This is a genomic window from Enterobacter adelaidei, from assembly GCF_041937165.1.
GTDB lineage: Bacteria > Pseudomonadota > Gammaproteobacteria > Enterobacterales > Enterobacteriaceae > Enterobacter > Enterobacter adelaidei.
Genome location: NZ_CP154353.1, coordinates 1,695,034 through 1,721,388, shown reverse-complemented (window position 1 = coordinate 1,721,388; position 26,355 = coordinate 1,695,034). Strand labels below are relative to the sequence as shown.

General features: G+C 44.5%; 33 protein-coding genes, 2 tRNA genes, 1 other RNA gene and 3 pseudogenes. 19 read left to right on the top strand and 20 right to left on the bottom strand.

Features of this window, described 5'->3' with window-relative positions:
* Positions 1-85 precede the first annotated feature (85 nt).
* On the top strand, positions 86-1,225 hold the full coding sequence (gene mdoC, locus AAHF05_RS08400) for a glucans biosynthesis protein MdoC (protein ID WP_108090235.1): 1,140 nt from the start codon (positions 86-88) through the stop codon (positions 1,223-1,225).
* A 34-nt stretch (positions 1,226-1,259) separates the two neighbouring features.
* On the opposite strand, the gene ymdB is transcribed toward mdoC, so the two are convergent.
* From ymdB to csgB, 5 genes are all read right to left on the bottom strand, one after another.
* Positions 1,260-1,802, bottom strand: coding sequence for an O-acetyl-ADP-ribose deacetylase (ymdB, locus tag AAHF05_RS08395; protein WP_028019085.1), 543 nt, complete (start codon positions 1,800-1,802; stop codon positions 1,260-1,262).
* A 104-nt stretch (positions 1,803-1,906) separates the two neighbouring features.
* Positions 1,907-2,227: a type 1 fimbrial protein gene (locus AAHF05_RS08390; RefSeq protein ID WP_049007910.1), complete on the bottom strand. Its 321-nt coding sequence runs from the start codon at positions 2,225-2,227 to the stop codon at positions 1,907-1,909.
* Positions 2,228-2,387: 160 nt separating this feature from the next.
* Positions 2,388-2,720 (bottom strand): curli assembly chaperone CsgC, encoded by a 333-nt coding sequence (csgC, locus tag AAHF05_RS08385; RefSeq protein ID WP_032666989.1) that lies wholly within the window; start codon positions 2,718-2,720, stop codon positions 2,388-2,390.
* 61 nt (positions 2,721-2,781) lie between these two features.
* A complete protein-coding gene (gene csgA / locus AAHF05_RS08380) occupies positions 2,782-3,234 on the bottom strand; it encodes a curli major subunit CsgA (RefSeq protein ID WP_129325042.1) in 453 nt (150 codons plus the stop codon).
* Positions 3,235-3,275: 41 nt separating this feature from the next.
* Positions 3,276-3,731 carry a curli minor subunit CsgB gene (gene csgB, locus AAHF05_RS08375; RefSeq protein WP_028019089.1) on the bottom strand — a complete coding sequence of 152 codons (456 nt, stop codon included), beginning with the start codon at positions 3,729-3,731 and terminating at the stop codon, positions 3,276-3,278.
* A 761-nt stretch (positions 3,732-4,492) separates the two neighbouring features.
* On the opposite strand from csgB, the gene csgD reads away from it, so the two are divergent.
* From csgD to csgG, 4 genes are read left to right on the top strand one after another with little or no spacing between them, the layout of a single operon-like run.
* Complete coding sequence (gene csgD, locus AAHF05_RS08370; RefSeq protein WP_028019090.1) at positions 4,493-5,143, top strand: biofilm master transcriptional regulator CsgD; 651 nt, start codon at positions 4,493-4,495, stop codon at positions 5,141-5,143.
* A gap of 4 nt (positions 5,144-5,147) precedes the next feature.
* Positions 5,148-5,537: a curli production assembly/transport protein CsgE gene (gene csgE / locus AAHF05_RS08365; RefSeq protein ID WP_028019091.1), complete on the top strand. Its 390-nt coding sequence runs from the start codon at positions 5,148-5,150 to the stop codon at positions 5,535-5,537.
* A gap of 23 nt (positions 5,538-5,560) precedes the next feature.
* Positions 5,561-5,974 carry a curli production assembly/transport protein CsgF gene (csgF, locus tag AAHF05_RS08360; RefSeq protein WP_028019092.1) on the top strand — a complete coding sequence of 138 codons (414 nt, stop codon included), beginning with the start codon at positions 5,561-5,563 and terminating at the stop codon, positions 5,972-5,974.
* Positions 5,975-6,000: 26 nt separating this feature from the next.
* Entirely contained in the window at positions 6,001-6,834 is an 834-nt protein-coding gene (gene csgG / locus AAHF05_RS08355; RefSeq protein WP_028019093.1) for a curli production assembly/transport protein CsgG, read from the top strand.
* A 43-nt stretch (positions 6,835-6,877) separates the two neighbouring features.
* Here csgG and AAHF05_RS08350 read toward each other — a convergent pair whose 3' ends face one another.
* The 4 genes from AAHF05_RS08350 to ghrA all read right to left on the bottom strand — a co-directional run bounded on the left by AAHF05_RS08350 (position 6,878) and on the right by ghrA (position 9,793).
* Positions 6,878-7,360, bottom strand: a complete 483-nt coding sequence (locus AAHF05_RS08350; RefSeq protein ID WP_075204560.1) for a DUF1097 domain-containing protein — start codon at positions 7,358-7,360, stop codon at positions 6,878-6,880.
* Positions 7,361-7,456: 96 nt separating this feature from the next.
* Positions 7,457-8,011: a molecular chaperone gene (locus AAHF05_RS08345; protein WP_028019095.1), complete on the bottom strand. Its 555-nt coding sequence runs from the start codon at positions 8,009-8,011 to the stop codon at positions 7,457-7,459.
* Between the two features lie 21 nt (positions 8,012-8,032).
* Positions 8,033-8,770 carry a phosphatase gene (locus AAHF05_RS08340; RefSeq protein WP_028019096.1) on the bottom strand — a complete coding sequence of 246 codons (738 nt, stop codon included), beginning with the start codon at positions 8,768-8,770 and terminating at the stop codon, positions 8,033-8,035.
* An 84-nt stretch (positions 8,771-8,854) separates the two neighbouring features.
* Complete coding sequence (ghrA, locus tag AAHF05_RS08335) at positions 8,855-9,793, bottom strand: glyoxylate/hydroxypyruvate reductase GhrA (protein WP_129325041.1); 939 nt, start codon at positions 9,791-9,793, stop codon at positions 8,855-8,857.
* Positions 9,794-10,025: 232 nt separating this feature from the next.
* Here ghrA and AAHF05_RS08330 point away from each other — a divergent pair.
* A tRNA-Ser gene (locus AAHF05_RS08330) sits at positions 10,026-10,113 on the top strand.
* A gap of 46 nt (positions 10,114-10,159) precedes the next feature.
* Positions 10,160-10,296, top strand: a non-coding RNA gene (locus tag AAHF05_RS08325) — RtT sRNA.
* A gap of 132 nt (positions 10,297-10,428) precedes the next feature.
* On the opposite strand, the gene AAHF05_RS08320 is transcribed toward AAHF05_RS08325, so the two are convergent.
* Positions 10,429-11,334 (bottom strand): LysR family transcriptional regulator, encoded by a 906-nt coding sequence (locus AAHF05_RS08320; RefSeq protein WP_129325040.1) that lies wholly within the window; start codon positions 11,332-11,334, stop codon positions 10,429-10,431.
* Between the two features lie 109 nt (positions 11,335-11,443).
* Here AAHF05_RS08320 and AAHF05_RS08315 point away from each other — a divergent pair, with 109 nt between their 5' ends.
* From AAHF05_RS08315 to AAHF05_RS08290, 6 genes and pseudogenes are all read left to right on the top strand, one after another.
* Positions 11,444-12,304: a pirin family protein gene (locus tag AAHF05_RS08315; RefSeq protein WP_129325039.1), complete on the top strand. Its 861-nt coding sequence runs from the start codon at positions 11,444-11,446 to the stop codon at positions 12,302-12,304.
* A 20-nt stretch (positions 12,305-12,324) separates the two neighbouring features.
* A complete protein-coding gene (locus AAHF05_RS08310; RefSeq protein ID WP_129325038.1) occupies positions 12,325-13,002 on the top strand; it encodes an isochorismatase family protein in 678 nt (225 codons plus the stop codon).
* 137 nt (positions 13,003-13,139) lie between these two features.
* Positions 13,140-13,227, top strand: a tRNA-Ser gene (locus AAHF05_RS08305).
* A 240-nt stretch (positions 13,228-13,467) separates the two neighbouring features.
* Positions 13,468-13,722, top strand: a pseudogene (locus AAHF05_RS08300) (integrase); the annotation flags it as partial.
* Between the two features lie 92 nt (positions 13,723-13,814).
* Complete coding sequence (locus AAHF05_RS08295) at positions 13,815-14,690, top strand: toll/interleukin-1 receptor domain-containing protein (protein WP_129325036.1); 876 nt, start codon at positions 13,815-13,817, stop codon at positions 14,688-14,690.
* A 155-nt stretch (positions 14,691-14,845) separates the two neighbouring features.
* Positions 14,846-15,364 carry a shikimate kinase gene (locus tag AAHF05_RS08290; RefSeq protein WP_332617365.1) on the top strand — a complete coding sequence of 173 codons (519 nt, stop codon included), beginning with the start codon at positions 14,846-14,848 and terminating at the stop codon, positions 15,362-15,364.
* A 236-nt stretch (positions 15,365-15,600) separates the two neighbouring features.
* Here AAHF05_RS08290 and AAHF05_RS08285 read toward each other — a convergent pair whose 3' ends face one another.
* Complete coding sequence (locus AAHF05_RS08285) at positions 15,601-15,906, bottom strand: conjugal transfer protein TraD (protein ID WP_332617368.1); 306 nt, start codon at positions 15,904-15,906, stop codon at positions 15,601-15,603.
* Between the two features lie 693 nt (positions 15,907-16,599).
* Here AAHF05_RS08285 and mobQ point away from each other — a divergent pair.
* Positions 16,600-18,090, top strand: coding sequence for a MobQ family relaxase (gene mobQ, locus AAHF05_RS08280; protein WP_332617371.1), 1,491 nt, complete (start codon positions 16,600-16,602; stop codon positions 18,088-18,090).
* 47 nt (positions 18,091-18,137) lie between these two features.
* Here mobQ and AAHF05_RS08275 read toward each other — a convergent pair whose 3' ends face one another.
* Together AAHF05_RS08275 and AAHF05_RS08270 are read right to left on the bottom strand one after the other, a co-directional pair.
* Positions 18,138-18,641 (bottom strand): hypothetical protein, encoded by a 504-nt coding sequence (locus tag AAHF05_RS08275; RefSeq protein ID WP_332617374.1) that lies wholly within the window; start codon positions 18,639-18,641, stop codon positions 18,138-18,140.
* Between the two features lie 21 nt (positions 18,642-18,662).
* Positions 18,663-18,863, bottom strand: coding sequence for a hypothetical protein (locus AAHF05_RS08270; protein WP_129325506.1), 201 nt, complete (start codon positions 18,861-18,863; stop codon positions 18,663-18,665).
* 369 nt (positions 18,864-19,232) lie between these two features.
* Between AAHF05_RS08270 and AAHF05_RS08265 the strand changes: the two genes are divergently transcribed.
* Entirely contained in the window at positions 19,233-19,520 is a 288-nt protein-coding gene (locus AAHF05_RS08265) for a hypothetical protein (RefSeq protein WP_042079587.1), read from the top strand.
* Between the two features lie 155 nt (positions 19,521-19,675).
* Here the strand turns inward: AAHF05_RS08265 and AAHF05_RS08260 are convergent, their stop codons facing one another.
* The 7 genes and pseudogenes from AAHF05_RS08260 to AAHF05_RS08230 form a co-directional block, all read right to left on the bottom strand.
* A complete protein-coding gene (locus tag AAHF05_RS08260; RefSeq protein WP_129325507.1) occupies positions 19,676-19,855 on the bottom strand; it encodes a hypothetical protein in 180 nt (59 codons plus the stop codon).
* A gap of 54 nt (positions 19,856-19,909) precedes the next feature.
* Complete coding sequence (locus AAHF05_RS08255) at positions 19,910-20,941, bottom strand: hypothetical protein (RefSeq protein WP_332617380.1); 1,032 nt, start codon at positions 20,939-20,941, stop codon at positions 19,910-19,912.
* A gap of 273 nt (positions 20,942-21,214) precedes the next feature.
* Entirely contained in the window at positions 21,215-21,865 is a 651-nt protein-coding gene (locus AAHF05_RS08250; RefSeq protein ID WP_129325509.1) for a hypothetical protein, read from the bottom strand.
* A gap of 16 nt (positions 21,866-21,881) precedes the next feature.
* A pseudogene (locus AAHF05_RS08245) lies at positions 21,882-22,085 on the bottom strand (DNA-directed RNA polymerase subunit beta); the annotation flags it as partial.
* 49 nt (positions 22,086-22,134) lie between these two features.
* Positions 22,135-23,103, bottom strand: a complete 969-nt coding sequence (locus AAHF05_RS08240; RefSeq protein ID WP_165356696.1) for an IS5-like element IS903B family transposase — start codon at positions 23,101-23,103, stop codon at positions 22,135-22,137.
* Positions 23,104-23,136: 33 nt separating this feature from the next.
* Positions 23,137-23,502: pseudogene (locus AAHF05_RS08235) on the bottom strand (lipoprotein); the annotation flags it as partial.
* 15 nt (positions 23,503-23,517) lie between these two features.
* The gene (locus AAHF05_RS08230) at positions 23,518-24,084 is read right to left on the bottom strand and encodes a hypothetical protein (protein WP_374936450.1); all 567 of its coding nucleotides are present in this window, start codon (positions 24,082-24,084) and stop codon (positions 23,518-23,520) included.
* 341 nt (positions 24,085-24,425) lie between these two features.
* Between AAHF05_RS08230 and AAHF05_RS08225 the strand changes: the two genes are divergently transcribed.
* The 4 genes from AAHF05_RS08225 (at position 24,426) to AAHF05_RS08210 (ending at position 26,350) form a co-directional block, all read left to right on the top strand.
* Entirely contained in the window at positions 24,426-24,833 is a 408-nt protein-coding gene (locus tag AAHF05_RS08225; protein ID WP_129325526.1) for a hypothetical protein, read from the top strand.
* Positions 24,834-24,958: 125 nt separating this feature from the next.
* A complete protein-coding gene (locus AAHF05_RS08220) occupies positions 24,959-25,429 on the top strand; it encodes a hypothetical protein (RefSeq protein WP_000014601.1) in 471 nt (156 codons plus the stop codon).
* A 111-nt stretch (positions 25,430-25,540) separates the two neighbouring features.
* Positions 25,541-25,819, top strand: coding sequence for a hypothetical protein (locus tag AAHF05_RS08215; RefSeq protein WP_239670095.1), 279 nt, complete (start codon positions 25,541-25,543; stop codon positions 25,817-25,819).
* Positions 25,820-25,942: 123 nt separating this feature from the next.
* Entirely contained in the window at positions 25,943-26,350 is a 408-nt protein-coding gene (locus AAHF05_RS08210) for an H-NS family nucleoid-associated regulatory protein (RefSeq protein ID WP_129325518.1), read from the top strand.
* The last annotated feature ends 5 nt before the right edge of the window (positions 26,351-26,355 follow it).

Below are 26,355 nucleotides of genomic sequence, written 5' to 3'. Positions count from 1 at the left end.
TCGGTCTTGGTGTAGGGTTGGCTTCGAATGTAACCATTATGAGTCTTAGGGATAAGACGAAAAGTCTGAGAATGCACAAAGTTATATGAGCTCAACACCAACAGAACGTGAATATTTCCTCGACTCGATCCGGGCATGGCTGATGCTATTGGGGATCCCCTTTCACATCTCACTGATTTACTCCAGCCACACCTGGCATGTTAATAGCCAGATGCCCTCCTGGTGGCTGACGTTGTTTAATGACTTTATTCACGCCTTCCGTATGCAGGTGTTTTTTGTCATATCCGGCTATTTCTCTTACATGCTGTTTCTGCGTTACCCGCTCAAACGCTGGTGGAAAGTGCGCGTGGAACGCGTAGGTATCCCGATGTTGACCGCCATTCCGCTGTTGACGCTGCCGCAGTTCATTATGTTGCAATACGTCAAAGGCAAGGCGGAGAACTGGCCGAATCTTTCATTGTATGAAAAGTACAACACGCTGGTCTGGGAGCTGGTGTCCCACCTTTGGTTCCTGCTGGTGCTGGTAGTGCTTACGACGGTCAGTGTGTTGATTTTTAGCCGCCTGCGCCACCATTTGAGTTATAAAGCCGATACCTTTTTCGCCAATATTACGATGGGCAAACTGACGGTGCTCTTTTTGCTGTTAGGGGTCGCCTATGCCGCCCTGAGACGTACCCTGTTTATCGTCTATCCGCCGATTTTAAGCGATGGGTTATTTAATTTCGTGGTGATGCAGTCGCTGTTCTACATTCCGTTCTTTTTAATCGGCGCGCTGGCATTTATTCATCCAAAACTTAAATCACTGTTTACCACTCCATCGCCATGGTGCGCGCTGGGGGCTACACTCGCGTTTGCGGCTTATCTGCTGAATCAGCGCTACGGAAGCGGCGACGCCTGGATGTATGAAACGGAAAGTGTGATCACCATGCTGCTGGGCTTGTGGATGGTCAATGTGGTATTCGCGCTCGGCCACCGCCTGCTGAACTTTAAGTCCACTCGCGTGACTTACTTCGTTAATGCATCGCTGTTTATTTATCTTGTGCATCATCCCCTGACGCTGTTTTTCGGGGCTTACATCACGCCGCATATTACATCCAACACGCTGGGTTTCTTTACCGGACTGGTGTTTGTCGTCGGTGTTGCCATCGTACTCTATGAGATTCATTTGCGGATCCCACTTCTGCGTTTTCTCTTTTCAGGAAAACCACCCGCGAAAGCGTCATAAACAACGGCGGCGCACTCAGTGCGCCGCCGTTGTTTCAGGCTTCTGATTCCTGCCCACGCTGGGTCAGAAGCCGTTGATAAAGATGGGTGGTTTCTTCGTCAAAACAGACAAAGATAACCTTTTCAGGCATCGGTTTGAGCGACAGATAACGGTAAACCGTTTCTACGGCGATAGTCGCTGCAGCCGCTTTCGGATAGCCATATACGCCGGTACTGATGGCCGGGAATGCCATCGTTTTATAGCCATTATCGGCAGCCAGTCGCAAACAGTTTCGGTATGCCTCCTCCAGAAGACTCGCTTCATGCTGGTCGCCACCGTGCCAGACGGGACCTACAGCATGAATAACCGCTTTGGCAGAAAGATTGCCTGCAAGCGTAATCACCGCATGACCAGGAGGGCATTCTCCCTGCTGTTGACGCACGACTTTGCAGGCCTCCAGCAACTGCGGTCCCGCAGCCCGGTGGATAGCACCGTCCACACCACCGCCCCCCATCAAAGATGGATTGGCCGCATTGACGATAACGTCGACGTGCATGGTCGTAATATCGCCATGAATGATTTCAATTTGCGGTTTCATAAAGCCCCTCTGCAACCCGCCTTTTTCTTAAGTGTATCGCAGAGGAGCCAGGGAGAAAAAACTATCAGACAACATCCTCTTCCGCCGCGGAGCGGAAGAGTGAATTAGCGATACTGGATCTGGACAATCGCGAGCGTTTTTTCAGGATTAAGGTATTTCATGCTGAGAGTGGCGAGGCTGGAATCGGTCACCGTGCCATTAAGCGCCTCTTCATAACTGACCATTCGCGTTTGCATACGGTTATTATCCGGGCATGACATGGCAAACTGTCGCTGTTGCGGCGTGACTTCACAGGGGTCTGCAACAATGGCACCACGAAAATGAATTACCCCACCATTTGCAAGGGTGGCTGAATAAGCGGGGAGAATGAAAGCAGAAGCCATCAAACCCAAGCCTGTAGCAAGCTGAGCTAAATATTTGGTCATTATATGCACTCCTCAATGAGAATCGTCCTTGAGGGGTAAACGCGCTTCATTAAGGCAAACGAAGGCTCGCGTTACGGAACATCACTACTCAGTTCCTGATATCAGCATAGCTCAACGCCGCAGGCCCGCCACATTCATAACATATTGATTTAATGAATGATTATAAACTCTTTTCCGCCGGCGACCATTGTTGTGATAAATGAAGCGACTTTCCATCAGTAATGGTGACAACGATTTTTACCGTATCCCCCGCGTCAATATTTAAACTCAACCGCATTAAATCAATCGTCTGATTAGCGGGTATAAAAAGTGTATTTTGCTGTCGCGAAGAGCTTTGCCCGCCCTGCCCTTCTCGCTCAGAGACTATCTGAACCTGGCAATTGCACGGCTCCGTCAGAGTGACCTGTGGAATAATAGTGGTCATATTTTCCTGCTGTGACGTTTTAAACGTGATTTGGCTGGAAAGTGCGGCGAGGAGAATTAAGGTATTCATGATGAACTCCCGAAAAAAAACAGGGCGGATGCCCTGTTTTTTTGTAGCACAGATTTAAGTATCAGTACTGATGAGCTGTCGCGTGGTTACCAAAACCAATCTGGGTAACGTTGACAGTTGAGTTAGAAGCAGTCTGGTCGACCAATGCGCCGTTAAGGCCACCGTACTGGCTAACATTCATAGTAGATTTTTTACTGTTCCACTGATCAAGTGTTGCACTGTTGCCGAAACCGTTCTGGGTCAGGTTAATTTTACTGTCATCAGACCCCTGACCAACATCAGCACCGTTACCGCCACCGGTCTGGCTAATATTCAGAACTGAATTTCTGGCATCTGTCTGCAAAGCTACAGCAGAGTTACCGCCACCGTTCTGGTAAATATTCAGGGTAGAATTTGGGCCACCGTATCCGCCATGGCCATGTCCATGACCCCATCCGCCCTGATCAATCAGACCAGCCATTGCACTACCAGAAACTACGATTGCTGCGAGTGCTGCCACTTTGATAAATTTCATGGTAAACCCCCATCGGATTGATTAAAGTCGTCGCGAAATAGTTAGCGCTGGATAACGCGAATTGCCATTTGCGACTGTTTCTGCACTACAACTGCGGTTTTCTGTGTACCGTACTGCGTAATGTTTGCTCTATTACCCGACCCTTTCTGGATAATTTTCGCACTATTACCATATCCATCTTGCGTAATACCTGCATCGTTCCCGTTGCCGCTTTGATCGATCCAGGCCATATTGTAACTCCCTGATTGATCAACTTTCGCTCTGTTACCTGCCCCATCCTGGGAAACTATGGATAATAGTTTTGAACCGTCCTGGTGAACCTGAGCGTCATTTAGAATGCCCCGTTGACCAATAATGGCTGCCTGATTTAAAGATGAAAGACTTAATTCGTTAACCGCGAAATTATATTCAGTATTCGCCATATCTGAATTAGCCGCGGTTACAAATCCAGGCGCACCCAGCAATGTAAACATCATAAATAACGATATGTTTTTCATGTTGTCACCCTGGACCTGGCTATTTAAGTACTCCATAACCGTGTAACAATGATATTGTTAAAACGACTCGTGATGTGTTAACGCGTCGTTACGGTGAAGAGTATGTCCGCTGAAACATTTTAAATATCTCACCCACGCGGCTTATTTTTATTTGTCGGATCACCACAAAGTCGTAATTTAAGGAAAAAATTGCTTTAAACAGGACAGCTTATTTTTTTATTAAACATTTCTTCTCGCCAGCTTGTACAACATCGCGAGGGCTGTCCACGCTTCATCCCGCCTTGTTTAAACGGAACGGCAGGATGCCATTTTTCTCATCGCGTGACACGAGGCGTGTTTTCTTAAGACAGAAGCATCGTCATTCCATGACTTAGAAAAAATCGGCACCTCATACCTCTCAGCAATCATTAAAAAATAATAAATAAACAATAAAATCAATTAATTATAAATATTTGTATGATTTTTAAAATCTGTGCACACATATTTGCATGTACAACTTTATTATCAAAATTCGGCATTCAATACCGCCAAATATCACAAATTAATATTGATTTTTACATTTGGTTACATGATTAACACTTGCTTTAAACTTCGTAAAAGCTAGATTGAAATTAGATGCACGAAATTGGTTTTATATTTACCTCCCTGTGGAGGTTATGGTCTGATTCTACACACAGCAGTGCAACATCTGTCAGTACTTCTGGTGTCCTCTTTTTACAGGAGGACAGCTGTCAGGTGCCAAAAAAAAGTGGGGTTTCATCATGTATAATGAAGTCCATAGTTTACATGGTCATACATTACTGTTGATCACAAAACCTTCTTTGCAAGCGACAGCTTTATTACAACATTTAAAGCAATCTTTATCACTGAGCGGGAAATTGCATAATATTCAACGTTCTTTCGATGATATTGCACCTGGCAGCATTATTCTTCTCGATATGATGGAAGCTGATAAAAAGCTTATCCATTACTGGCAGGATATTTTAAGCAGGAAAAACAATAATATCCGCGTGCTATTGTTGAATACGCCTGATGAGTATCCTTTCAGAGATATTGAAAGCTGGCCGCATATCAATGGCGTGTTCTACGTCACGGAAGAAGAGGACCGGGTGGTAGAGGGGCTGCAAGGTATATTGCGCGGAGAGTGTTATTTTTCGCAAAAACTTGCCAGCTACCTCATCACACACTCCGGAAATTATCGCTATAACAGTTCAGAGTCAGCACTGCTAACGCACCGTGAGAAAGAGATCCTGAACAAGTTACGCATTGGTGCTTCAAATATTGAAATCGCCCGTTCGTTATTTATCAGCGAAAATACGGTAAAGACGCACCTTTATAATCTTTTCAAGAAGATAGCTGTGAAAAACCGAACTCAGGCGGTTTCGTGGGCAAACGATAACCTCAGGCGTTAATCACATGAAGCGCACGTTGAGTTGGATCGCCGCAGCGAGTTTCCTGCTCGCTGCCGGGAATCTGAAGGCCGTCGAGGTCGAAGTTCCCGGATTGTTAACAGACCACACCGTCTCATCGATCGGGCACAGTTTTTACCGTGCCTTCAGTGATAAATGGGACAGCACATACACTGGAAATATAACAATCAACGAGCGGCCCAGTGCACGATGGGGAAGTTGGATAACAATAACGGCTAATCAGTACGTTATTTATCAAACGTTTTTATTCCCCACAAAAATGGACTTCGACAAAAACGTATCCTTAGCACTGGCACAATCAGAAGACGCTATTAATCGCCTGCAAATAGATAAAGCCCTATTAAGCACCAGCGATTTAGCAAAAGACGAGTTCTAGCGAACCGATATGCGGAGGCTGTCATGCGTATTGCATATGCAGTTGTTTCGATAATGCTGATCACCCCCATAAGTTGGGCCGGGAACATGACGTTCCAGTTCCGTAACCCTAACTTTGGCGGTAACCCTAACAACGGTGCGTTCCTGCTGAATGAAGCTCAGGCGCAAAACTCTTATAAGGACCCGAGTTATAAGGATTTTAGCGTTGATACCCCGTCTGCTCTGGACAACTTCACACAGGCTATTCAGTCGCAGATTTTAGGTGGGTTACTGACCAACATTAATACCGGTAAACCCGGTCGAATGGTCACCAACGACTTTATTGTCGACATCGCCAACACGGACGGACAGCTCCAGTTGAATGTTACCGATCGTAAATCAGGAAAAACCTCAACGATCCAGGTTTCCGGTCTACAAAGTAATTCAACTGACTTTTAAACAACAGCAAAATAAGGACAATGATCATGCAGCGCTTCCTGATATTTGTTGCAGTGTGCTTATTGAGCGGTTGTTTAACTGCTCCACCTAAAGAAGCTGCAAAACCTACTTTAATGCCTCGGGCCCAAAGTTATCGTGATTTAACACATTTACCGTCACCAACCGGTAAGATATTTGTCTCTGTTTACAACATTCAGGATGAAACCGGGCAATTTAAACCTTACCCGGCAAGTAACTTCTCCACGGCGGTGCCGCAAAGCGCCACAGCCATGCTGGTTACCGCACTCAAGGATTCACACTGGTTTATTCCTCTGGAACGCCAGGGGCTACAGAACCTGTTGAATGAACGAAAAATTATTCGTGCAGCACAGGAAAACGGCACCGTCGCGGACAATAACCGGACGCCTCTGCAATCTCTGGCAGCCGCGAATGTCATGATTGAAGGTTCGATTATCGGTTACGAAAGTAACGTTAAATCGGGTGGTGTAGGAGCACGTTACTTCGGTATCGGCGCTGATACCCAGTATCAGCTCGACCAAATCGCCGTTAACCTGCGTGTGGTTAACGTCAGTACGGGCGAAGTGCTCTCTTCGGTGAACACCAGCAAAACCATTCTGTCTTATGAAGTACAGGCTGGGGTATTCCGCTTCATCGACTACCAGCGTTTGCTGGAGGGTGAAATTGGTTACACCTCTAACGAACCGGTCATGATGTGCCTGATGTCTGCCATTGAAACCGGCGTTATCTTCTTAATTAACGATGGTATCGATCGCGGGTTGTGGGATTTGCAAAACAAAGCAGACGTGCAGAACCCGATACTGGTGAAATACCGCGATATGTCAGTTCCTCCGGAATCCTGACAGGAAGCGCATAAAAAAGGCGAGATGATTATCTCGCCTTTTTTTATTCACTCACCGCAGTGATGCTTTGCGCTTTTTCCCGCCGCGCCGCCAGCCAAAGACCGCTGTTCTTCATGGCGTAGCCAAACAGCAACCCCAGCGCCAGCGAGGGGACAACCAGTTTCCAGTCACCCTGCCCTGCAAAGGTCGCACACGCCCCCATAAAAGTTCCCGGCACGAACGAAAGCAACAGATGTTTTGCCTGGATGCACATCAAAAAAGCAACCACGCCCGTCATGACATACCCCAGCATCTCCAGATGCGGGGCCAGCGCGCTGCCTTTCATAATCACCAGCGCCCAGATAACACCGCTCATCAGGGTGCAGCCTGAAATAAAGAGACCTTTAACACCCCCCTGCGGGCAGGCGAAATAGGCCGTGCAGCCAAGAAACCCAGCCCAGCTGAGCAGCCCGAGAGACACAGCTACCCATCCCCAAAGCCCGGAGAGAATACCTGTGGTTAATGCGATACAAAGTAATATGTTCATGGTGCGCATCTTAGCAGAAGCGCACCATAGAAATGAGATCGCTAGCACATTACGTGCAAGTTGAAATGTATAGTTGCAGAGTTAATGTGATCCAGATCACTCTTCGTGTTCTTCTTCCAGCTCATCCCACATTGCCGCGATGGCGTCTCGAGTCAGCGGAGCCAGCGTTCTCCAGAATGGCGAAGTCGCATGTGCTTCGACTTTGCCAAGGAACGTTCCGACCCATGGCAACAGATACGTTTCGAACAAGGTTTCGATAGCTTCATTCTCATCATCACCTGCGTTGTCTTCGATCCAGGATGCAGCCAACAGCAGCGTACCAATATGGTCGGCTGGTGTATCGCTCAGCGGCATACCGCGAGTGGAGAGGAAAGCACGGACTTCCGCTTCTGTCGCCCCTTCCTGCCAGGCAGAACGGTATGGCGAAACGCGGCATTCATCACCCACGAACAGCGCATTGTAGTCGGTCGCTACCTGCTGCATATCGCAGCTTTTTTGCAGACGCTCCAGTAACTCATCCTGTTCCAGCGGCCAGTTCTGCGCCAGTTTACCTTCACGAATTAACGTAAAGAGTGGAACCAACAGCGGGTCTTGCGGCTGGCGATAATAGAGCGTACCCAGCACGCGACAAAGGATGGAGAACTCGTTCATTTTTATTATTCCATTACACAATTAAAGATCGGCAAATTCGTCAATCGGTTCCATGCCGCGCGACTCGAGGAAATCGAGCAGGCGGCGTGGGGTCACGTTCAGGATTTGCGCTTCCGGGAAGTTAACGTCATTAAGCACCTTCAGGCACTCACTAAAATCACCCAGCGTAAACGCGGTATGGGAGTCAGAGCCCAGCGCCACCATACCTCCGGCATCCCGCACGGCAGCGGCCACTTCACGGCAGTTTGCTTCACTGCCCTTACGCGAGTGAACAAAGGAGGAGTTGTTAATCTCCAGCGCCACGCGGTGTTTCGCTGCCGCCTGGGCGACAGCCTGAATATCAATCGGATATTTTGGATTACCCGGGTGGCTTATAATATGCACATTGCCGCTGGCAATAGTGGCAATCATCGCCGCGGTGTTGGTCTCTTTATCCTGGGGAGGGAAAACCGGCTCATGGAAACCGGCGAGGATAAGGTCAAGAGACGTCAGCATCGGGCCGGTGCAGTCGATCTCACCGTCGGTATTTTTAATATTCGCCTCAATACCACGCAGTATCCCAATGCCGTCAACCAGACGTGGCCAAATCCGCATATTCACAAAATGCCAGTAGTGCGGCGCATCCGCCATGTCCGGGCCATGATCGGTTATCGCGAACAGCTTGATGCCTTTAAGCTTGGCCTGGGCGATATAATCGTGGAGATTGCTATACGCGTGGGTGCTGGCGACGGTGTGCATATGCAGGTCAACGGGATACATCTCTCTCTCCTCTGCGGTTTTTCCAAAGGATAGCAGTTATCAGCGGCGAATATTAGCAAAAACCCGGCGAACGCCGGGTTTCTCTCAGTAGCCGCGCTGCCTGTCGACCTGTCCGGTGACTGCATTACCCTTTTCCATTTCGCTGATGGTATGGGATATATACGCCACCGCTTCTGCCGGACGCGTCACGGCAGCCACGTGCGGGGTCATGGCCACGCGCGGATGCGCCCACAGAGGGCTTTCCGCAGGCAGCGGCTCGCGGCTGTAGACATCCAGCATGGCGCCTTTTAGCTTTCCGCTGTCCAGGGCCTTCAGCAGATCGGGCTCGACCAAATGCACCCCGCGCGCCAGATTCATCAGGTAGCTCTCATCGGCTAACAGGTTGAGCAGGGCCTCATTGATAATACCTACCGTTTCCGCCGTATTAGGCAGCAGGTTAATCAGCACGCGCGTGCCTTTCAGAAAGGCCGGCAGTTCATCTGTTCCGGCAAAGCTCTCTACGCCCGGATAATCTTTGCGGGTGCGGCTCCAGCAGCGCAACGGAAAGCCCCACGGTGCGAGCGCTTCAGCCACTTTTGACCCCAGCACACCAGCACCGAGGATACCAATGGTAAAATCTTCGCGCTGATAATCAGGCAGCGGTTCCCAGTGGGATTGCTGTTTTAATACCTGATAGTCATCAAAGCGACGGAACCAGTGCAGAACCTGGCTCACGGCATACTCCTGCATTTGCTGACCCATACCGGTGTCTTCGAGGCGGAAAAGAGGAATATCTTCCGGCAGCATTTCCGGGTGAGCCTTCAGCTTGCTCAGAATGGAGTCCACACCGGCGCCCAGGGCAAAGACAGCTTTCAGTTTACGCCCCTGCAGCATTTCTACCGGCGGATGCCAGACCAGCGCGTAGTCAGCATGTTCGTTGTCACCCCGCTTCCACTCGCGAACGCGTGCGCCGGGTAACGCCGCGGTAAGCGCCTTGATCCAGTATGCCGCATCAAACGTGGGGTGATAGAAGAGTATATCCATAGTCATTCCTGCCTTTTATTGCGCTGAATTATTTTGATTTTCAACTGGATTGCCAGCATAACAAATTTATTGCGCGACTGTGCTGCTGATAAAAAAGACGCTTTCAGCACATTTAAGAATCAGGTTGCCTGAAGTTTGTCTAAACACGCTAAATTACTGAAAAAGTGAGTTGACGGCAGTTCGGCTTTTCCTTACATTAGCGCCCGTCCCGACAACAACGGGATGACAATATGGTGAGGTGTCCGAGTGGCTGAAGGAGCACGCCTGGAAAGTGTGTATACGGCAACGTATCGGGGGTTCGAATCCCCCCCTCACCGCCATATTTAAAGAAGAGCTCGCATGAAAATGCGGGCTTTTTTTTCGCATGTTGCACTCATGCAGGGGGGATGAGAATCCCCGACCGGGGTTCGACAACTGGCGACAGCCAGTTGGACAGACTGAGAGCGCAGCGAACAGGCTGCCCGCAGGGCGAGCAAAGCGAGTCAATCCCCCCCTCACCGCCATATTTAAAGAAGAGCTCGTACGAAAGTACGGTTTTTTTTTTCGCATATTGCACGCTGCGGGGGGATGAGAATCCAGAGACTCGCTGCGCTCTTTATGTCGGGTGGCGCTGCACTTACCCGACCTACAAAAAACTATTCTTCAACCATCTTCGCATATTCTTCAGTCAGAAAATCCACCAGCGTCCTGACAGAAGGTAACAACCCGCGTCTTGATGGATAAACAGCGTGAATCACTTCCCGTCGGGGTTCCCAGGCCTCAAGTACCCGAATCAGTTCACCTGACGCCAGCTGATCCTTCACCATCAAAATCGGCAGCTGCACCACGCCGATGCCAGCCATGGCAGCTTCACGTAGCGCAAGCATATCGGTGGTGATCAATCGAGGGTGATAATGGATCTCCGCTTTAGCACCTCCAGGCCCGGACAGTGCCCATTTATGAATATGTTTCCCCTCGTTCATGCTTAGCCCGGGCCAGGCACTGAGTTCAGACGGGGCTATCGGTTCTCCCATGCATTGAATCAACGCCGGACTCGCGACCAGACAATGCCCCCTGTCAGCCAGCACCCTTAACACCAGATCGCTGTCATCAAACGGGCGAGGGCGGACGCGGATCGCGATATCCACGCCCTCTCCCACCAGGTCTACCCGTCGATTGGTCGCCTCAAGCTGAAGATTGATGCCGGGATAACGCGCCATAAATCTTGCCAGCATCGGACCAACATGGACATGCAACAGGGTTATCGGGCAGGTGATCCTGACAATGCCGCGCGGTTCTGCCTGCAGTGCCGCCACGGCCTCTTCTGCCGCCTCCGCCTCCACCATCATCGCTTTACAGTGCTGATAGAAGGTCTGCCCGACCTCAGTCACCGTAAATTGCCGGGTTGTTCGGTGGATGAGCCGCACGCCAAGGCGCTCTTCCAACTGCGCGATCCGGCGGCTTAGCCTGGACTTTGGCAGGTCAAGCGCCCTTCCCGCCGCCGCAAAGCCACCGTAATCCACCACCTTCACAAACCAGACGAAGTCATTGAGATCCTGCATAAATCCTCATCGTTCCATTATTAGAACAGTGAATGCCATTTTCACTATCTACCGGGATATTAAACCTGAATATAAGCTAATTGCATCAACAGAACATCAGGAGTTCATCATGAAAAACGTAACAGGTATTTATACCGCTCCCCGACAGCACTGGGTGGGCGACGGTTTCCCGGTCCGTTCAATGTTCTCTTATCAGACGCACGGGGAGCCTCTCAGCCCGTTCCTGCTGCTGGACTACGCGGGCCCATACACCTTTCCGGCAGATGGTGCGAAACGCGGCGTAGGCCAACATCCTCACCGGGGTTTCGAAACGGTCACTATCGTCTATTCCGGTGAAGTCGAGCATCGTGACTCCACGGGCAAAGGCGGTGTAATTGGCCCCGGCGACGTGCAGTGGATGACGGCAGGCGCAGGCATTTTGCACGAGGAGTTCCACTCCAGCGCGTTCTCGCAGAAAGGCGGAGAACTCAAAATGATGCAGCTTTGGGTCAACCTTCCGGCGAAAGACAAGATGGCGGCACCGGGCTACCAGAGCATCACCAAAAGCGACATTCCAGTCGTGACGCTTTTGGATAACAGCGGCACGCTGAGGGTTATTGCCGGTCGCTACCAGGATGTGACCGGCCCGGCTCACACCTTTTCACCGCTGAATGTCTGGGATATGGCGCTGAATCAGGGAAGCCATTTGACGCTCAATCAGCCAGAAGGCTGGAGCACCGCACTGGTGGTACTGGAAGGCAACGTCACGGTAAACGGCACGGCTGAAGCGGGTGAAGCGCAACTGGTCGTCTTAAGCCAGCAAGGCGACAAAGTGCATCTGGAAGTCAGTAGCGATGCAAAAGTGCTGCTGATGGCCGGTGAGCCACTGAACGAACCCATTGTGGGCTACGGCCCGTTTGTCATGAACAGTAAAAGCGAAATCAACGAAGCCATTCGTGATTTCAACTCCGGCCGCTTCGGCCAGATCTGAACGTAATAAAGGAGAAGAAAATGTCCACACCTGCAAATTTCAACGGAGCGCGTCCGGTTATTGATGTGAACGATGCGGTGATGTTGCTTATCGATCACCAGAGCGGTCTGTTCCAGACCGTTGGGGATATGCCAATGCCGGAACTGCGTGCCCGTGCGGCAGCGCTGGCAAAGATCGCTACCCTGGCGAAGATCCCGGTGATCACGACAGCGTCCGTTCCCCAGGGGCCGAACGGCCCGCTTATCCCGGAAATCCACGCCAACGCGCCGCATGCGCAGTACGTACCACGTAAAGGAGAGATTAACGCCTGGGATAACCCGGAATTTGTGGCAGCGGTAAAAGCCACCGGTCGCAACACGCTGATTATCGCGGGTACCATCACCAGCGTTTGCATGGCTTTCCCGTCAATTAGTGCGGTTGCTGATGGTTATAAAGTCTTTGCGGTGATCGATGCGTCTGGTACCTACAGCAAAATGGCGCAAGAGATCACCCTGGCTCGTGTCGTCCAGGCTGGCGTAGTGCCAATGGATACAGCGGCAGTCGCCTCAGAAATCCAGCGAACCTGGAACCGTGAAGACGCGGCCAAGTGGGCCGAGGTGTATACCCACATCTTCCCGGCTTATCAGCTGTTGATCGAAAGCTACGGCAAAGCACAGGAAGTGGTAAAAAACAGCGAAGTGCTCGATTCACAGCGTTAATCCGGCTCTAAGCGACATGAGCTGATTAAGGCTTAACCGAACAGGCACTAAAGCAGAAAATCTGCTTGACCGTTTTAGCGCAACTCCCTATAGTAGCGCCCCGTTGCCCCCCAAGCGGTCAGGCAGCAAAACAATATGGTGAGGTGTCCGAGTGGTTGAAGGAGCACGCCTGGAAAGTGTGTATACGGCAACGTATCGGGGGTTCGAATCCCCCCCTCACCGCCATATTTGATACAAAATCAATTAGTTACGATACATATTTGGTTTTGTCCTGCATAAAATGCTGCATAAAGAAGCTCGTGTAAACGGGCTTTTTTTGTATCTAAACTTCTTGTTTTTGCTGTGATTTTCCTGATGAAAGGTTTGTTTTTGGACCTTTGGTTGCGACACCAAACTTACTATAGATTGTGTAAAAACAGCCCCACTCCCCTACCTGAAACGCTTTAGAAAAGTTTGCATAAGTATCTCTCGGCAGCAAAAGAACACCGGGTTCCTCTATCTGAAGCTGTTGTTGCTCTGTTAAAAGATTTACCACGATTAAAAGATAACAATCATGTATTCCCTGCCCCTCGCGCTGAAACGCTTTCTGATATGTCGTTATTGGCTGTATTGAAACGAATGGGCCATAGTGACTTAACGCAGCATGGCTTCCGTTCTACTTTCCGTGAGTGGGCTGGTGAAACAACGGACTATCAACGTGAGGTTATTGAACATGCGTTGAAAAAAGATTCATTAATTCAAGACACAAGGATATGCCTTGGTGATATCCTTTGTCGCAGGAAATCATTACATAACTACTTGTTGAGGAATCTATGAGTATTAGTGTTTTTTTAAGCCATAATCACAATGACAAACCATTTGTCAGAAAGCTAGCACGAGACCTTGAAAATCATGGTGTTCGTTATTGGCTTGACGAAGCAGAAATGAAAATTGGCGACTCTCTGATTCAAAAAATCAGGGAGGGAATTGATGGTGTTGATTACTTTGCTGTTGTTCTATCACCTGACTCAATTAATGCACCTTGGGTAGTAAATGAACTTGATATAGCAATGAATTATCAAATAAGCGGTAAAAAAATAAAAGTATTACCTATTATGCTGAAAGAATGTGAGCCTCCGGGTTTTCTAATTGGGAAACTGTATGCAGATTTTAGAAATGAAGATAACTATGTTGAGGCGTTTAAAAAGTTAATTCAAAGCATAGGGGTGGTTTTTAATAAAAACGTCATGAGCGACAAGAACACATCTAATAATCTTGGTACCGCTTTAGATAAAGCATCTCATGCAAATATCCCTATGATGTGTAAACCATTTCATAGACCGTTTCAATACATGGGAATGCAAGTTCCACAAGCAGAAAAAATCTTTGAATGTAAAGGCAATGAAGTTGGAAGCATTATTATTGAAGACGATGATTGTCGTATGTACCTTGAAGCAGAAGGTAATTTCATTAGTTATATAGAAGTTGATTTCAAAAAAACCGCCCCACATTATCAAAACAAAGAGTTCGATTCAGAAATTTTCCTTGGCGCGCTGAGCATAGGCTTATCAGAACTAGATCTAGTCGGCAAGAAAACACATAGTCATGCATATTATGATCATCGACGGAAATTAAAAATAACTGTAAGTTGTTTATACGATGAAGCACCAATAACCGTATCCTTTAGTTCTAAATATTATGGAATGTAATATTTAGCATGTAGGCATTCAATTTTGCAATTGGATGCCATTATATTTACATACAAATATTAGAACTCTTATACCTTATGCCCTATAGATTAGATGTTTCATATAATGTATCGTTGAATACTATTTTTAAATACAATAGCGATGAGGTATATTAAATGAGTATTACCATTAGAGGTGAAGATGCAACATGTTTATTTGAAATGTTATCTAATCCTAAAGCGATTTGTATCGAGGGACATACAGGCTCCGGGAAAACAACGGCTGGAAAGAAAATAGCAGAAAAGTTTGGAGCCAAATTTTTCGATACAGATAGCTATATAATTAAAGATCCAGCTTCAGATGTTATTAAACCATATGAAGATATGGTAGACATCGCAAAGCTATCAAAAGAACTAAATGATGAAAAAGGTAAAAAGATCATTGCTGGTATATGTCTTCGGAAAATATTAAGATTAGCTAAAACATCTGAACAACCAATATTTATTTACATAAAATGTATATCAAGAACATCATCTCAATGGATAGAGGAAAATATATTAGAGGATCTTAGGGAGGGAGTCATTGGCATAGACAACATCCCTGAGCCTCATGCAAGTGATTATCGATATATTTTGGAAATGAATCCTCAGCATAATGCAGATATTGTTTTCGAACGATTGGAAGAAAATAGCTAACCGCATATAATACATACTCATGCTTGGAAAGGGGAATATATATCCCCTTTATAACCATCACTAATACATTGATTTAATAGAATATCCACATGTGCGAAGCTCTTTTGAGACACTCATTTTCCAAGCACCATAAGGAGGGAATATTTTGGAAAGATTACTTAGCGCTCTGTTCTTTTATATAGATAACGGATATTAATTAGATATCAACCCCTGTCATAAAATTTTTTTAATCTTTTTTATTTCTGCCTCCCATCCATTTGAGCAAGAAACCACCTCCCTACTTTTATATATTTTATTCTTTCAATATCATTCAACTCAGATACTGAAAGTAAAATCCCCATAACAAGTTCTTTATCCACCTGTTCGATACTACAATTCATAGCCTTAGCTACTTCCGCCCCAAGAATAATCTTGAGCTTTGTTTCGACTTTCTTTTGCTCTGATTTTTCCATTGACTTAAGGCGGTTAAGTTCAAGTTGAGCAAATGCCACTTTTTGCTTTAATGTTTTTTCTGTTCTTGATCTTTTACTTTCATTATCCATACTACCTCCTTCGATTGTTATATCTTATTTTAATTATCACAAAAGTAAATAACGTCAAATTTATACCATTTTGTCAGAGACAATGATTCTGATACGTCTCTTTATAAATACATGCAACACATGTGATAGTATTTAATAACTAAAAACATCTGAAACTCTCCGCGTTACTTATTTTTGTGCATTCGTGTTTTTATTTTCACCTATCAATTTTAAACTCTATTTTTCAATTTCAACCTGTGAATTGTGCAACACATAACACTCTCTGTTTTATTAGCTTTTCTCTTCAATTTTAGCTATCCCGCCTTACGGCGGGAACAATTAATACTTCTTTTGCCCTTACGGGCCTTTTCTTTACTCTTTTTGTCCTACGGACGTGAAACCTACACCTTTAATCCAGTTTGCACCGCTTAATCCGGCGTTTTGTTTTACAACAATCAGTATATTTCGTATTAATTAACTAAGGAGAAGTTTTTACATTGGCTTATTTTTTAAAGACAATGCCCACCTATACACTGCGTAGCAGTGTGGGGTCTACCGACGGTTGCCTGCCGCAGGCTAACACCGTTTCCTTCGGAAACAAGGTCAACGTCAACACCAGAGTTTTTCTTGCGAAAAACTAAAACCAGCATAGTCGCATTAAATATTTATATTTTGGTTTGATATTTAAATTTATATTGAGGTTCTTTTTATTGTATGGCTATTTTTCATCTTGATTTTAAAATTGTGAAACGAAGTGAGGGCAAATCTTCCGTTGCGAAAGCTGCCTATCATGCTCGTTGCAGAATCACAGATGAAAGAACAGGTGATACCTATGATTATAGTCGCCGTACTGATTTGTACGGGCATTTCATATTAGCACCTGTTAATGCTCCAGAACATATTGTTAAAGATTCTACAGCATTGTGGAATGAAGTTGAACGGGTCGAGCGTCAGCAAAATGGTCAAACAGCTCGTTATTTCGATGTTGCCATTCCTGCCGAGTTAAACAATGACGACAAGAAAAAACTTGTCCTTGAGTATTGCCAGAAAAATTTCGTTGATAAAGGTATGATTGCCGACATCGCTTTTCATGATCTTGATAGCGACAACCCACATGCTCACGTTATGTTGACATTAAAAACTATAGGACCAGAAGGTTTTGGTAAAAAGGAAAGGAGCTGGAACGACAGAAAAATGTCTGTTTTATGGCGTGAATCATGGTCAGCTATGGCTAACAGCTACCTTGCTGCCGCTGGTTCGTCAGAACGTATTGATCATCGTTCCCTTCAGGCCCAGCACGAGGAAGCTTTAGAAAAAGCAGCAGTAGCTTTAGATAATGAAGAAAAAGCGCTATGGCTTGCTAAAGCCACTGAAACGAACCGCCCTGCAATGAAACGTATCCACAGTGCCATATGGCGTAGTAAGGCGGCTCAGGAACAAAGAGCCACAGAACAAGCTGTACGTGATGCTGCCAAGCAGGAAGCAGTTGAAGTCTACAAAACATTCAGCGAACTTGATCTTGAAATCGTCGTTGATGTCAGAAGCTTTACGATTACACATCTTGCTGAACCAGAAGAGATTGTATTACCTAAAACACACCCCGGCTCTTCTACTGATGAGAATCAAAGACCTGTATTGGTAGCACCAACTCCTCATACTCGTATGCGTGGCGTTAAATCTTACCGTGATAAAACAAAAGTCAGTAAGGTCGTTGCTGGTAAGAAACCATCAGTCAGTATTTCTGATTCTGGAACAAATACTATCCTGAAAACATCCTCCTCTCAAAACCCAAACAGGGCATCCAGAAGCGCCCCTGAACGTGTTAAGAGGACACAGGCTATTCCACGTCAGGATAATATTTTTAAACGCTTCACAACTCTTGTCATAGATTTTTTCAAGCGAAAGTTTGTATGGGCTAAAGCAAACAAATCCCAAATTGATCTTATCAGTGAAGAACATGATAAACGTATTGCTGAAAACTACGTCTTTGACGAGGTATTAGGCCGTCATATCTCTCGCACTGAATATGAGAAAAAAGCCAAGTTTAACCAAGATGGCTATAAACCAACACCGGATGAAATCAGCCGTTTCCCAAGTCGTCCTAAGCAGGAGCAGGCAGAACACAATCAAAGTGAGAATCTCACCCCGTCTGTACCACTTGAGCAGATGGGAAAAGATAGCTATCCAAAGTTCAGACCACTGTGATTACGAGGTATAGATTCGTAGAGCTATAACAGAATGAAACTATAATATCATTTACCAGTTATAGCTTTGATTAGTTTACCAAAGCTGATAAGCCCACCTCGAGAAGACAAATGATTAGGCAACTCTCTGGTTTTGGGGAATTTACGGTGTTTCGGACCAAAAGATAGTATTATTAGCTTTTTCTTAGTTGTAGGGTCATACCATCTGTAATGAATAACTGCTGCAGATGTTGCCCCAGATATATTTAAATCACGGATCTTTGCTTGAGTAGATGTTGAGTTAGGATCATATGGTCCAATATGATAATGCCAATGACCGCCTGATTTATATCCTATAAGGGTTGATATTTCATCACCATTAGTATCAGTCCAAGACGGCTTATTTTTCCCTCTAAAAAGTTTTCCATCTTCAACATCAAGAACAAATAGTGATAAAAGAACAGCTTCACAATTAGAAGTAAGATCATTAGTTAAGAGAGAGAAATCACAAAATTTCTCTCCTCGATAACTACCACTAATAAAATCAGGATGATAATAAACGATAGCAGGCATAGTTAATTAGCATCTAATCCATTATTTATAAAGAAGGTGAGGGACAGCCTCTTGCTCTTCACCAAGAACTGTTTTTGCAACCTGACGTTGCCACTCTAAAAGAGACTGTAAACGCTCTTCTCTCGTGCCATCACAAACAGGTGCTTTGATCAGGTCAGACTCGTCAATGTGCTCACCACGCTTGAGCAGCATTTCATGTTCTTTGGCCTTTAAACTCAACATAATAACCTCCTATCACTCTTGAAGAAATTTAAGCCAAAAATACCTTTTTGTCAATTATTTATACAGTTTTCATGCTAAGGGAAGATGACACTATATAATTGATTTTAAAGCTATTTCATATGAGAACGCTTGTTCTCAAGTTATACTATGCATGGTTCAGCAAGGCCGTAGTGTGGATCTTACACCATCCATGCCACATTCCAGCAAAGCTCAGTAATCCCCGAGAATGATACCGCCATGATAATCTTTTCATACAAATTGAAATTTTTTTTCATATCCAACCTTGAAAAACGTTTAACTGACCCTATCTGAAATAAATCAGGCACGACCTGTGTGTCCTGATTAAAACATTAAATACCCGGAGGATTTATGGGATTGTTAGTCAAATCAGACCTTCAATACGAAGATGAATATAGCTGGACCGCGATAGATGGTGATAATCCAAAAATAACAGGTATTCCCGATAGCACACTGTTGAACCGTGAAGAAGGCTATGAAGTATTAGCATTCATCAATCGTTTTGCTAAAAAACATTCACTTAAACAAAAAGATAGTGGTCTGAAAGTTGAGAGCATGATTCATGATCACTTACCCGGTGATGTTCGCAGCCATGCTAATGTTGAAAAGTGGCTTGTAGAAAACTGGAAAAAATATTAATAAATTAGTAGGCGGTTATTACATTAACCGCCTTTAATAAATATTGGTCCATCTGAAATTTTCATTTTTAACCGAACTCATTTTATTTAAAAAACATATAGACTGGGATAATTCAAGATAACAACCTCACTGGTACTTTATTTAAATCTTTCTATTCAATGTTGTGGATATTCATCTTTGCATTCGTCAATATATCCAATCTGTTTTAATAATGACAGAGCCACAATCAACTCATCCACAATTGCATAATAAATTCTTTTCCGCTTATCCAGAATATCTATTTTAAGTAGACCAAAAAGATCACAGCTGAAATATCTTCCATTTAATTTATCCACGTCTGGATTTATTATTTTACATAGATACCTCCAGTCCATATGAAAAACGCATACCTAAATAGATTCCGGGATTTCTATCCTATTGAACTCAAGGGAAAAATCAACATCACTCAACTTACAAGAATAAATGTTATTTTTTAAATTATCAAACATACATAAACCCTCATGATTTATATCCTTTTCATTAAATCGTGCACCTAAGTAAACTCCAGTCAAAACACTGGGATTAACCTTAATCATTGGATAAAACACGACGTTATTTTTGACCAATCTATTTAATGCCATCATTGAAAATATAACATTATCATCACTTAATTTAATTTCAAACACTATATTTCCCCCTGAGAAAATAAATGATTCTATACATTCTTCACTCATTATATTAAAAAATACATCTTGGATTTTTTTAGGCCTTAACGATAATTTGTTATCGTCATAATCTTGATAGATAAAACGCACGAAATCATTATCTATCGTGTAATCTACGATAACATCAATGCGAGAGATATAATAGTCAAGAAGAGATTTAATTGGCATTATAAAATAATCCGCTCGCCGAAAGTCAGCAACGTATCGGATCTCTTCTTCTATCTTCCACTCATCACCTTTCTCAAAAAATGATTTTTTAAGAGCAGCTATGTTAGCTGCCGAGTATAATATCCCTCGTTCATTATCGCCAGCGTATATTACTAGTCCACAATTGTAATGATTACTATCTCTCTGATTGAATAAGTTAATTTTATTATTTATACCATCTTTTATTTCATCAGAGACTGTAAACTCCAGAAAACCTCCACGATGATTATTTGCATAATGCGACATCATCATTGAACTACCTTTCCTTGTTGTTAAAGACACAATTCCAGAATACGCGCCATTATTATCCAAATCCTCTCTAAATCTCTTTGAAAAACGTTCTCGATTGTGTTCCTTTAAAATTTTCGCATATGCTGATACAGCATCATCTTTATACTTCCTTGTAAGTTTTGCTTCGAATGGATCATTTAAATAGCATGCGGGAGTAAGTGCCAACGCAGGTTCTTTCAAAAAAAGAGATATATGCGGTGTATATTTGTAAATTTTCATATGCTAAAATTTCATCATTATATATTTATATGTAAAATACCTATTCCAAAAGCATAAGTCAAGAGAATATAAATAGAGCATTAGGAATAAATACACCAAATCAGTCTTATTCAACAATTGCTATTAATTTATAAGTTCATAGCCTAGATGATTAAATCTGCGAACTTTCATATGATAACTGATATTGATTTAAACCATGCCAACTAATTTATATAATAATAAACCCTGTATCAAACAGGGCTATATGAATTAAAAACTACAGATTAATACAGCTTACCAGCTATCATTATTCCGCTTTTCAATAGCATCCCGATAACGCTGTTGTTCCACAATATCCAGATTTGGATCGAATAACACACTTGATCCCTTCACAGCAATATCGGTATCAATCTCAGATTGGGGAGCATAGACTTTATGACAATTCGGCTGCACAGTGGCTGGAGGAATATATGCCCCACAGTTTTTGCTATTCCCGGAACAACCGATATAAGCTAACAGGCAGGCAAGCAGGAAGAAGAATGTCCATACTGTATTGTAGCCGTTAATCGTATATCCACTTCCATTAACATCTGAAAACACGCCATGAAACCTCACGGCATAGACAATCAGGAATGATGAGAGGATAACAGCCCTGCTTTTACCTACGGTTAAATGCTTACGAATGAATTTCACCGTTGGAAGCAGTGTGACCAAAAACAGCCCAATAGCAACAACGACCAGCCATACAGGAAACAGCCCGTATTTTTGCGTGGTGTTCTGCGATAGCGTCACAAGGGACAGCACCAAGGAAGCGTTAAGCAGAGACAGTCTGAATACCAGCGATACCTTCACCTTCTTTGATATCTTATGTAGAAACAGCATCGGAGTCAGTGATGGTATGTTCATCAGCAGACCGATGATAAGCACCCAATAGATAGAGTTCATAGCGTTCTTCCTGTAATTACCGGGCTTGCCAACCGTTATTGGTTTTCACCAGAACAATTTTGGATTCTTCGGGTTCAGCCATCCCCTTAACGCCAGAGAAAGCTTTTTTATCCACCCAGCCCGGAACGTCATCGAGTTTCCACGTATAGGTCACTTGCGTCATTTTAACGCCGTTACCCTCACTCGGTTCAGTCCAGCTTTTAACCTCAGCAAGGCTTTGTTGAATAAATCAGATTTCGGGTAAGTCTCCCCCGTAGCGGGTTGTGTTTTCAGGCAATACGCACGCTTTCAGGCATACCTGCTTTCGTCATTTTGTTCAGCGCTCGTACCAGGGCCATAGCCTCCGCAACCTGACCATCGTAGTCACGCAGCATCAGTGAACCCCCGAACAGCTGTTTTACCCGGTACATTGCCGTTTCCGCTATCGAGCGACGGTTGTAATCTGTTGTCCATTTCCACCGCGCATTACTCCCGGTCATTCGCTGATTAGCCACTGCACGGTTACGGTCTGCATATTCACCGGGCCAGTAACCCGCACCTTTTCGGGGAGGGATAAGCGCGCTGATTTTCTTACGCCGCAGTTCATCGTGACATAGCCGGGTATCGTAAGCGCCATCGGCGGCGGCTGACCTGATTTTCCGGTGGGTTTGCCGGATTAACCCGGGGAAGGCCTCTGAGTCCGTAACGTTGTTCAGCGACAGGTCAGCGCAGATGATTTCATGTGTTTTACTGTCAACGGCGAGATGCAGCTTACGCCAGATACGGCGGCGTTCCTGGCCATGCTTTTTGACTTTCCACTCGCCTTCACCGAAGACCTTCAGCCCGGTGGAATCAATTACCAGGTGTGCGATTTCACCCCGGGTGGGCGTTTTGAAACTGACATTAACCGACTTTGCCCGCCTGCTGACACAGCTGTAATCCGGGCAGCGTAGCGGAACGTTCATCAGAGAAAAAATGGAATCAATAAAGCCCTGCGCAGCGCGCAGGGTCAGCCTGAATACGCGTTTAATGACCAGCACAGTCGTGATGGCAAGGTCAGAATAGCGCTGAGGTCTGCCTCGTGAAGAAGGTGTTGCTGACTCATACCAGGCCTGAATAGCTTCATCATCCAGCCAGAAAGTTATGGAGCCACGGTTGATGAGGGCTTTATTGTAGGTGGGCCAGTTGGTGATTTTGAACTTTTGCTTTGCCACGGAACGGTCTGCGTTGTCGGGAAGATGCGTGATCTGATCCTTCAACTCAGCAAAAGTTCGATTTATTCAACAAAGCCCCTCAGCAATTGCCCGATGACCGACACAGGCACCTTTCTCACGGTCCCAAAACTCAACCTCTTGGCCTTTGTCTGTTACTTCCAGAACATCAACACTACTGAAACCATTAGCTTGTTGAGAAACATCAAGCAGTCCCTGATTAGCCAGACCTTTTAAGATTTCATCACTGGCACTGTATCCAGCAGAACGATAGCCGTGATTAACCCGGATGGGGAAACCTTTATTGAACACAATGTCATTGTCCTGCAGTGAGTAGCACAGCTTTGATTGTGATATTTTCGCGTTGATCGCTTTCTCAAAATCGCCTTTTTCACCGCATCCCGATAAAAGAGCAGCAAGACCTGCCACGAGTAAAAATTTACGCATCGTGTTATCCCAGAGTTAATGGTTAATCGTACCGTTTCTCAGAACAACCAGACGAACTGGCATATCGGCGTTGTTGACGGTAGCGAATCCACGGACTTCGAAATTGTTTACCGTTCCGGTGACGCTGACTTTCTGGCCTTTCTTATAGGTAAGAACTGCATCATCAATACCAGAGTAGTAATCCAGCCAGACTATCCCGCCGCAGTAGCTTGTATCGGCTGTTTTAAAGAGCAGATAATAGTTAGGGGCTGATTTGGGCATTCCCGTCATCATATCGCTGGCACTTCTGCCCTTCGTAACTTCAAGAACAGTGGCATTGGTGATAGAGATCCTTTTGCCAGTCCATTTCTTTTCTGCTGCCATCGCATTTTCTTCATAGTCTTTGCAGACAGCACCAAGGCCAGATACAGACGATACCGGGCCAAGGCTTTGAGTGGTGGCAGTTCCCCCCAGCGCTTTACCTACTGAAGACAACGAAGAACTGATTGCTCCATTAACTGTATTCACGCCATCGTTGAGCTGCTGGCAGCCAGAAAGAAACACCAGAGAGACCGCCAGTGGTAAGAAGTTATGTCCTTTCATTTATTCCTCAAGGATTTAGTCAGATTCGTATACCCCAATCCCGGCGCACTGGCCTATAGATCAGGAGCTATCGTCTAATCAATTGATAGAATTGAATTATTTTTAGTGTTCGTCACATCGTTTAAATCGATCGATACAAAACAAACGATAGCCAAAGACTATCATAATAAAAATATCGATCGATTAAATCAATTAAAAAACCGATCGATAAATCTTATTTAATCGTTAATATCTATCAATATAAATTTATCGATCGATTTTACAGATCATTTTGCTTGAGTATGCTGGCACTGGCGACTATGCTGGGCTGAGATAAAGCAGTAAAACAGCGAGGGATGAGCATGGAAAACAACAACGAGCAAAGCTCTATGGAAATCTTCGAAAAAGATCAAAAAATCGCTTTTGTTGACTCGTTCAGCGATGCTGTTTTGTCTTACGAATACGAACAGGCGGGTTTCACCATAAACTTACTGAAGCGCTCTGTTCTTCTCTTTAACCATAATATGAAGAAAAACGTAATGTCTTCGACATTGCGTAAAAATATGAACAGCATATTTATATATTCATATAGCAACATCAGGGAAATCAACTACTCGCTGCCTGATTGCAGATCCGATGATGCCGAGATCTGTATTATGACTGATGATGTATTAAATTCAGTCTGGACGTTCAGGGTTCCATCTCACGCACATTATATTTGCGAGAAATGGATGGAAGTATTTAATAACCGTATTTTCTTTGACCCATAAACAAAGTATTAAACAAAAGGAAAATAAATATCTGACTAATGATTCTAATTAATAGAATTATTTGCTTTTTAGTAAATTAATGTTTAATTATATACACATAGAATAATTGATATCGAGGTATATTTATGTCTGGAAAAAATCCGTTTTGGAATTATGATTATAATGCGGCGCAACGTAATAGAGAAATTGTAGACTCTTACCAACAGGCAAATGAGGCAAGGCTGGATTCTCAACAGTCGCAGTTTGAAGCGTCTATGGCTAATGACAGGGTTAGTAGAATACAGATGCAGTTGAATAACACAATCAATAGCCATAAGAAGGTTGTCGCTGATTACGAGCAACGTCTGGAAGGGTTTAGGCTTAACTTCTTCAAAATAATGATGCAGTCGAATATTTTCTACAGAACGATAAACAGATTGCAAGAAGAATGGCCTGACCAAAAAGACCATATTCTTGATGAAATTCAACGGCAGCGAGACTACTGTAATCATCCAGAATATCGCGAAAAATGGTGGAACGCCGTATCTAAAAACAATATAGGTGAAAGTGTTTTGGCGTTTCCTTATCCGCAACGCGAGCTAAAAAAGAAACCATAAAAAGAGCTTTGGCTTCTTCATGATTTATAATTATTTCCTATAAGATACTATTCGTTGTGTCTCCTATAGACACGTCTAAATATTAATCATCCATTTTATGGAATACTCACCATGACAGCTATTTTGCATCCAAATTATGTTGTTGTATCAAAGCTAATATCTAAGTTTGACATTACACATGACAGTAGAGATGAAAATATTAATATCTTGATTTCTGTCATTTATGACTTGGATAACGGCAATACAATTGAATACTACATTAATAATCAGGAAGAGGCTGAGAAAAAATGCATTGAGAAAAACAGATTTTCAAGAAAATTTAAAAATCGCATTGATAATATATCATCTGAAGAAACCCGCTCGGCTAAAGATAATCACAAACTCAAATAAAAAATTTGAACTCAGGATGGAACTAATGTCTATACCATATAATGTATTGATTTTGTGCACAGGAACGATTAAAACTATGATGTTATTGCTTGTATTCTTTACCACAAACATTAGGGAAATCGCATGTCTGATGCTTTAAAGATCATCAACAATATTCGCACTCTCCGTGCTCAGGCTCGTGAACTGACACTCGATACTCTGGAAGAGATGTTAGAAAAACTCACTATCGTTGTAGAAGAACGTCGTGAAGAAGTAGCCTCATTTCTCAAACAGCAGGAAGAGAAACAGGCCAAGCTGGAAGCATTCCGTCAAAAGTTGCTGGAAGATGGCATAGACCCGGCAGAGTTGCTTTCAACTGTCAGCCCATCGTCTTCCAAGACCGGAGCGAAACGCACCCCACGTCCAGCTAAGTATAAATACATCGATACCGATGGTTCTGAAAAGACATGGACAGGTCAGGGCCGAACTCCTCGTGCTATCGCTTCTGCACTCGAAAGCGGTAAGACGCTGGAAGATTTCGAGATCAAGTAATCTTC

Excerpts from the sequence above, each read along its gene's own strand:
- csgB (WP_028019089.1), bottom strand. The coding sequence starts at position 3,731 with ATGAAAAACATATCGTTATTTATGATGTTTACATTGCTGGGTGCGCCT.
- AAHF05_RS08320 (WP_129325040.1), bottom strand. The coding sequence starts at position 11,334 with ATGCAGGATCTCAATGACTTCGTCTGGTTTGTGAAGGTGGTGGATTAC.
- ymdB (WP_028019085.1), bottom strand. The coding sequence starts at position 1,802 with ATGAAACCGCAAATTGAAATCATTCATGGCGATATTACGACCATGCAC.
- AAHF05_RS08250 (WP_129325509.1), bottom strand. The coding sequence starts at position 21,865 with ATGAACTCTATCTATTGGGTGCTTATCATCGGTCTGCTGATGAACATA.
- mobQ (WP_332617371.1), top strand. The coding sequence starts at position 16,600 with ATGGCTATTTTTCATCTTGATTTTAAAATTGTGAAACGAAGTGAGGGC.
- csgD (WP_028019090.1), top strand. The coding sequence starts at position 4,493 with ATGTATAATGAAGTCCATAGTTTACATGGTCATACATTACTGTTGATC.
- AAHF05_RS08310 (WP_129325038.1), top strand. The coding sequence starts at position 12,325 with ATGTCCACACCTGCAAATTTCAACGGAGCGCGTCCGGTTATTGATGTG.
- csgC (WP_032666989.1), bottom strand. The coding sequence starts at position 2,720 with ATGAATACCTTAATTCTCCTCGCCGCACTTTCCAGCCAAATCACGTTT.
- AAHF05_RS08295 (WP_129325036.1), top strand. The coding sequence starts at position 13,815 with ATGAGTATTAGTGTTTTTTTAAGCCATAATCACAATGACAAACCATTT.
- csgE (WP_028019091.1), top strand. The coding sequence starts at position 5,148 with ATGAAGCGCACGTTGAGTTGGATCGCCGCAGCGAGTTTCCTGCTCGCT.
- AAHF05_RS08220 (WP_000014601.1), top strand. The coding sequence starts at position 24,959 with ATGTCTGGAAAAAATCCGTTTTGGAATTATGATTATAATGCGGCGCAA.
- AAHF05_RS08340 (WP_028019096.1), bottom strand. The coding sequence starts at position 8,770 with ATGTATCCCGTTGACCTGCATATGCACACCGTCGCCAGCACCCACGCG.
- AAHF05_RS08230 (WP_374936450.1), bottom strand. The coding sequence starts at position 24,084 with ATGAAAGGACATAACTTCTTACCACTGGCGGTCTCTCTGGTGTTTCTT.
- AAHF05_RS08290 (WP_332617365.1), top strand. The coding sequence starts at position 14,846 with ATGAGTATTACCATTAGAGGTGAAGATGCAACATGTTTATTTGAAATG.
- ghrA (WP_129325041.1), bottom strand. The coding sequence starts at position 9,793 with ATGGATATACTCTTCTATCACCCCACGTTTGATGCGGCATACTGGATC.
- AAHF05_RS08210 (WP_129325518.1), top strand. The coding sequence starts at position 25,943 with ATGTCTGATGCTTTAAAGATCATCAACAATATTCGCACTCTCCGTGCT.
- AAHF05_RS08275 (WP_332617374.1), bottom strand. The coding sequence starts at position 18,641 with ATGCCTGCTATCGTTTATTATCATCCTGATTTTATTAGTGGTAGTTAT.
- AAHF05_RS08390 (WP_049007910.1), bottom strand. The coding sequence starts at position 2,227 with ATGACCAAATATTTAGCTCAGCTTGCTACAGGCTTGGGTTTGATGGCT.
- AAHF05_RS08350 (WP_075204560.1), bottom strand. The coding sequence starts at position 7,360 with ATGAACATATTACTTTGTATCGCATTAACCACAGGTATTCTCTCCGGG.
- AAHF05_RS08225 (WP_129325526.1), top strand. The coding sequence starts at position 24,426 with ATGGAAAACAACAACGAGCAAAGCTCTATGGAAATCTTCGAAAAAGAT.
- AAHF05_RS08215 (WP_239670095.1), top strand. The coding sequence starts at position 25,541 with ATGACAGCTATTTTGCATCCAAATTATGTTGTTGTATCAAAGCTAATA.
- csgG (WP_028019093.1), top strand. The coding sequence starts at position 6,001 with ATGCAGCGCTTCCTGATATTTGTTGCAGTGTGCTTATTGAGCGGTTGT.
- AAHF05_RS08255 (WP_332617380.1), bottom strand. The coding sequence starts at position 20,941 with ATGAAAATTTACAAATATACACCGCATATATCTCTTTTTTTGAAAGAA.
- csgA (WP_129325042.1), bottom strand. The coding sequence starts at position 3,234 with ATGAAATTTATCAAAGTGGCAGCACTCGCAGCAATCGTAGTTTCTGGT.
- AAHF05_RS08285 (WP_332617368.1), bottom strand. The coding sequence starts at position 15,906 with ATGGATAATGAAAGTAAAAGATCAAGAACAGAAAAAACATTAAAGCAA.
- mdoC (WP_108090235.1), top strand. The coding sequence starts at position 86 with ATGAGCTCAACACCAACAGAACGTGAATATTTCCTCGACTCGATCCGG.
- AAHF05_RS08315 (WP_129325039.1), top strand. The coding sequence starts at position 11,444 with ATGAAAAACGTAACAGGTATTTATACCGCTCCCCGACAGCACTGGGTG.
- AAHF05_RS08270 (WP_129325506.1), bottom strand. The coding sequence starts at position 18,863 with ATGTTGAGTTTAAAGGCCAAAGAACATGAAATGCTGCTCAAGCGTGGT.
- AAHF05_RS08345 (WP_028019095.1), bottom strand. The coding sequence starts at position 8,011 with ATGAACGAGTTCTCCATCCTTTGTCGCGTGCTGGGTACGCTCTATTAT.
- AAHF05_RS08265 (WP_042079587.1), top strand. The coding sequence starts at position 19,233 with ATGGGATTGTTAGTCAAATCAGACCTTCAATACGAAGATGAATATAGC.
- csgF (WP_028019092.1), top strand. The coding sequence starts at position 5,561 with ATGCGTATTGCATATGCAGTTGTTTCGATAATGCTGATCACCCCCATA.